Raw genomic sequence first — 3,884 nt, 5'->3', positions numbered from 1 at the left:
GTCTCCGGCACGTTCACGCCGCTGCAGCGGCAGGTCTACGACATCGTGTACGCGTCGCAGCAGGCCGGCATGGACTACATCAAGCCCGGCGTGGTGCACCAGGATGTGCACCTGGTCTGCATGCGGGTGCTCGCCGAGGGCCTGCACGACCTGGGCCTGCTGCCGGTGAGCGTCGACGAGGCGATGGATGAGAAGTCCACGGTGTACCGCCGCTGGACGCTGCACGGCTTCGGCCACATGCTCGGCATCGACGTGCACGACTGCACGTACGCCCGCAAGGAGAAATACCGCCAGGGCCCGCTCGGCGAGGGGTACGTGCTGACCGTCGAGCCGGGCCTGTACTTCCAGCCCGAGGACGACCTGGTGCCCGAGGAGTTGCGCGGCATCGGCGTCCGGATCGAGGACGACGTGCTGGTCACCGCCGACGGCTGCCGCAACCTGTCGGCCGGCCTGCCGCGCAGCTCGGACGAGGTCGAGAAGTGGCTGGCCGCCCAGCGCGAGGCGGGCCCCCGCCTGCCCGGCTAGACCTCTCTACGGCTTGTACTCGCTGATCACGAAGCAGACGGCGCCGCCGGCGTCACCCGCGGAACGGTTCATCGTGACCTCGATCGGGTGGCCGTCGGTGGCGTCGAACTTCGTCGTCGCATCGGCGCCGTCGTCGATCGCGGTCTGCGCCTCCTCGAGCATGCCGCCGAGCGTCGGGACCTCGATCTCCTCCTCGCCCTCGGCGGTCCTGCCGTCGACCCGCTCGGTCGCGCTGACCTCGCTGTTGGCGACCGTGACCCGGTACTTGCCGTCGGACGGTCCGTCGCCGCACTTGCGGTCCACGACGAAGGAGTAGTTGCCCGGCTCGACCCACGGCGGCGGCGACCCCGCCGTGACGGGAGCCTTCTCCTGCGGGGAGGACGTACAGCCGGCAAGGAGGACCAGGGCGGCGATCGTCGCCAGAGCGCGTTTCACCGGCGGCACTCTAGTGCAGGTCGGCAACGAACACGGCAACGCTCCTGGGTGGCACGGTGACCGTGCCACCGGAGGCCGATACCGTGCGCAGCAGTGGGTCCGCCGAGGCGGCCAGCTCGGGGTGCAGCCGGTCGGCGTCGGCCTTCTCGGTCACCGTCGCCTCGGTCGCGTTGAACACGACGACGAGCTGCCGCCACTGTGGGTCCAGGCCAGTGCCGTCGAGGCACATCACGATCACGCCGGGCGTCTCGCCCGGGCCGCCGAGCGGGAACGAGACCCGGCGCTGCACCTCCTCGGCCGTGGGCAGTCCGAAGACCGGCGACGAGCGGCGGATCCGCAGCAGCTCGCGGTAGCGCTCGGCGGTCATCGCGATCACCTCGGGCGGCGGCACCAGCGCCGGGTCGCCCAGCAGCGGGCGGGCCAGGTGCCACCTGTCCTCGTTGTCCGGGGCGGGCGGCAGGCCGAGGCCGAAACCGTTGCCCTGTGCGGGATCCCAGCGGATCTGGTTGAACCAGTCTCCGGAGTCGAACGAGTTGCGGTCCAGCGACTTCGACCTCAGCCGCTCGCTGCCCAGCGCGAGGAAGCCGACGCCCTGGCTGAGCACGACCAGCGACAGGGCCAGCACCTGCATCCGCGCCCGGTCGATGACGGGCAGGTCGCGCGGCAGTTTGAAGGCCAGGGCGTCGTAGAGGATCTCGTTGTCGTGGGCGTCGGCGTAGTTGACCGTCTCACCGGGCGCGGCGGCGTACCCGCTCGGCGCGCCGTGGTAGTCGATCTGGGCGCCGGTGTGCTCGTCGCCGGTGTGCGTGACGAACCGGTATCCGGCCAGCCCGCCGGCCAGCCCCACCTTGATCGCGTCGTGCAACCGCAGCGGCGTCTCGGACCCCAAGCCTGAGGCGAAGCCGCGGACGGCCGGGTCGCCGAACGAGCCGCCGCCGCGCACCGCGTCGCGCAGCCGGTCGTTGAAGGTGCCGATCCCGGTGCCGGCCATGTTGACCTGGGTGGCCTGGGTGAAGCGGGCGTTGTCGGCCACCTCGCCGAAGTTCCAGCCCTCGCCGTAGAGGTAGATGTCCCGGCCGTCCGGCAGGTGGTCGAGGGCCACCCGTACCTCCTGGATGTTGGCCCTCGGGTGATGGCCCATCAGGTCGAACCGGAAACCGTCCACCTTGTACGCATGCGCCCAGGTGATTACCGAGTCGACCACGAGCCGGCCCATCATCATGTGCTCGGGCGCCGTGTTCGAGCAGCAGGTCGACTCGGCGACGGTGCCGTCGGCGAGCAGCCGGTGGTAGTAGCCGGGCACGATGCGGTCGAGCACGCTGACCCGGTGCAGGCCGTCCTTGGTGGTGTGGTTGTAGACCACGTCCATCACCACGCGCAGGCCGGCGGCGTTGAGCGCGGCGACCATCGCCCGGAACTCGCGGATCCGCGCCGGGCCGTCGGGCTGCTCGGCGAGGCTGCCCTCCGGCGCGGTGTAGTGCCAGGGGTCGTAGCCCCAGTTCCAGCCGTCCCGCTCGGCCACGGCCAGCACCGCGCGCTGCTGCTGGTCGGAGTCCGGCGGCAGCACGGCCAGGTCGCAGGCGGGCACGGCCTGGTCGGCGCGGCGGTCCGGCACGGTCGAGAAGTCGAACGCCGGCAGCAGGTGCAGGTGGGTCAGCCCGGCGTCGGCCAGCGAGCGCAGGTGCCGCATGCCTGCCGAGTCGACGGTGAACGCGCCGTACGTGCCGCGTTTCTCCGGCGGGACCGTGTCGTCGAAGATGGAGAACTCGCGGACCGAGACCTCGGCGATCTGCATGTGCGCCGGGGCCACCGCCGCGGGCTTGGCGAGCGTCGCCCAGCCGGGCGGCGCGAGGCCGGGGTCGGCCAGGTCGACCAGCAGGCTGTGGGTGGAGTCGACGGCCAGGGCATGCGAGTACGGGTCGGTCACGCTCGTGGTCACCACGGCCTGCGCCGCCGGGTGCCACACCTCGACACGGAACCGGTAGTAGCGCCCCAGCCACTTCGGCTTACCGGTGATCGACCAGACGCCGGTCACCGGGTCGCGGTCCATCGGCAGCACCTTGGGTTCGCGATCCGGTGCCTTGAACAACTCGAGCAGCACCGTCCGCGCGGTCGGCGCCCACACCGACAGGATGGGCCGGCCGTCGTCGATCACCGGCCCAAGCTCGGCCTCCCGGGCGTCGGCGTACAGGTCGTCGAGGACGCCGGGCAGTTGCACGCCGGTCAGCACGACGAGCCGGCCGCCGGCGTCGCGGCCGGTGACCAGCAGCTGCCCACGCAGCAGGAGGCCGAGCGCCGCGTCCCCGAGCTCCCGGACGGCAAAGGCGCGGTACGCCCGCAGGTGCGGAAACTTGCGGCTCTGCGCCTGGAAGAGCCCGCCCGCCCGCGGGGTCAGCGGCAGCGTGGTGTGCTCGCCGGTCACCTCATCGCTCTCGCGGCGCAGGCCACCATCGTCGGCGGCGACCAGGGCGAATCCGGTGGCACCGTCGGCCAGTTCGGCGGGCAGCGCGATGGTGGTGCGGTCCACGAAGACGGCGAGGGACCGGGCCGGGTCCAGCTCGGGGCCGAGGGTGCCGAGGTCGGGGCGGATCGGCGCCTTCTCGCCGGCCAGCAGCCACACCTCGCGAGCGGCCGTCAGATCCAAGCGCTGGTCGTCGGGCAGGTCCTTGGTGTCGCCGTGGTGCAGCACGAAGCGCAGCCCGATGGCGTCCTCGGTCACCGGCACCCGGAAGACGGCCCCGAAGCTGTCGTAGCCGGCCGGCGCTGTGGGCGTACCCCAATGGGGTTTTGCCGGGGTGCCCTCCCAGGCGTGCAGGCCCCACCCGGCGTAGTCCCCGCCCGGCCTGCGGTAGTGGATGACGACGTCATCGGTCTCCACGGCCGGCGGCCGTTCGGCGGAGATCTCGGGGGCGGAGATCCCGGGC

At 72.0% G+C, this 3,884-nt stretch carries 3 protein-coding genes; 1 reads left to right on the top strand and 2 read right to left on the bottom strand.

Annotated features, from left to right (window positions below; genetic code table 11):
• A partial coding sequence (locus AB0M20_RS31165) for a M24 family metallopeptidase (RefSeq protein WP_364303906.1) occupies positions 1–525 on the top strand: 525 nt, incomplete at its 5' end.
• Between the two features lie 6 nt (positions 526–531).
• Here AB0M20_RS31165 and AB0M20_RS31160 read toward each other — a convergent pair.
• Together AB0M20_RS31160 and pulA are read right to left on the bottom strand one after the other, a co-directional pair.
• Positions 532–960 carry a DUF6174 domain-containing protein gene (locus tag AB0M20_RS31160; protein WP_364303905.1) on the bottom strand — a complete coding sequence of 143 codons (429 nt, stop codon included), beginning with the start codon at positions 958–960 and terminating at the stop codon, positions 532–534.
• Positions 961–970: 10 nt separating this feature from the next.
• On the bottom strand, positions 971–3,884 hold a 2,914-nt coding region (gene pulA, locus AB0M20_RS31155; RefSeq protein ID WP_364303904.1), incomplete at its 5' end, for a pullulanase-type alpha-1,6-glucosidase.

Origin of the sequence: Actinoplanes sp. NPDC051633 (assembly GCF_040681735.1) — a bacterium.
Lineage (GTDB): Bacteria > Actinomycetota > Actinomycetes > Mycobacteriales > Micromonosporaceae > Actinoplanes.
This window is presented reverse-complemented; position numbering and strand designations above follow the sequence as displayed.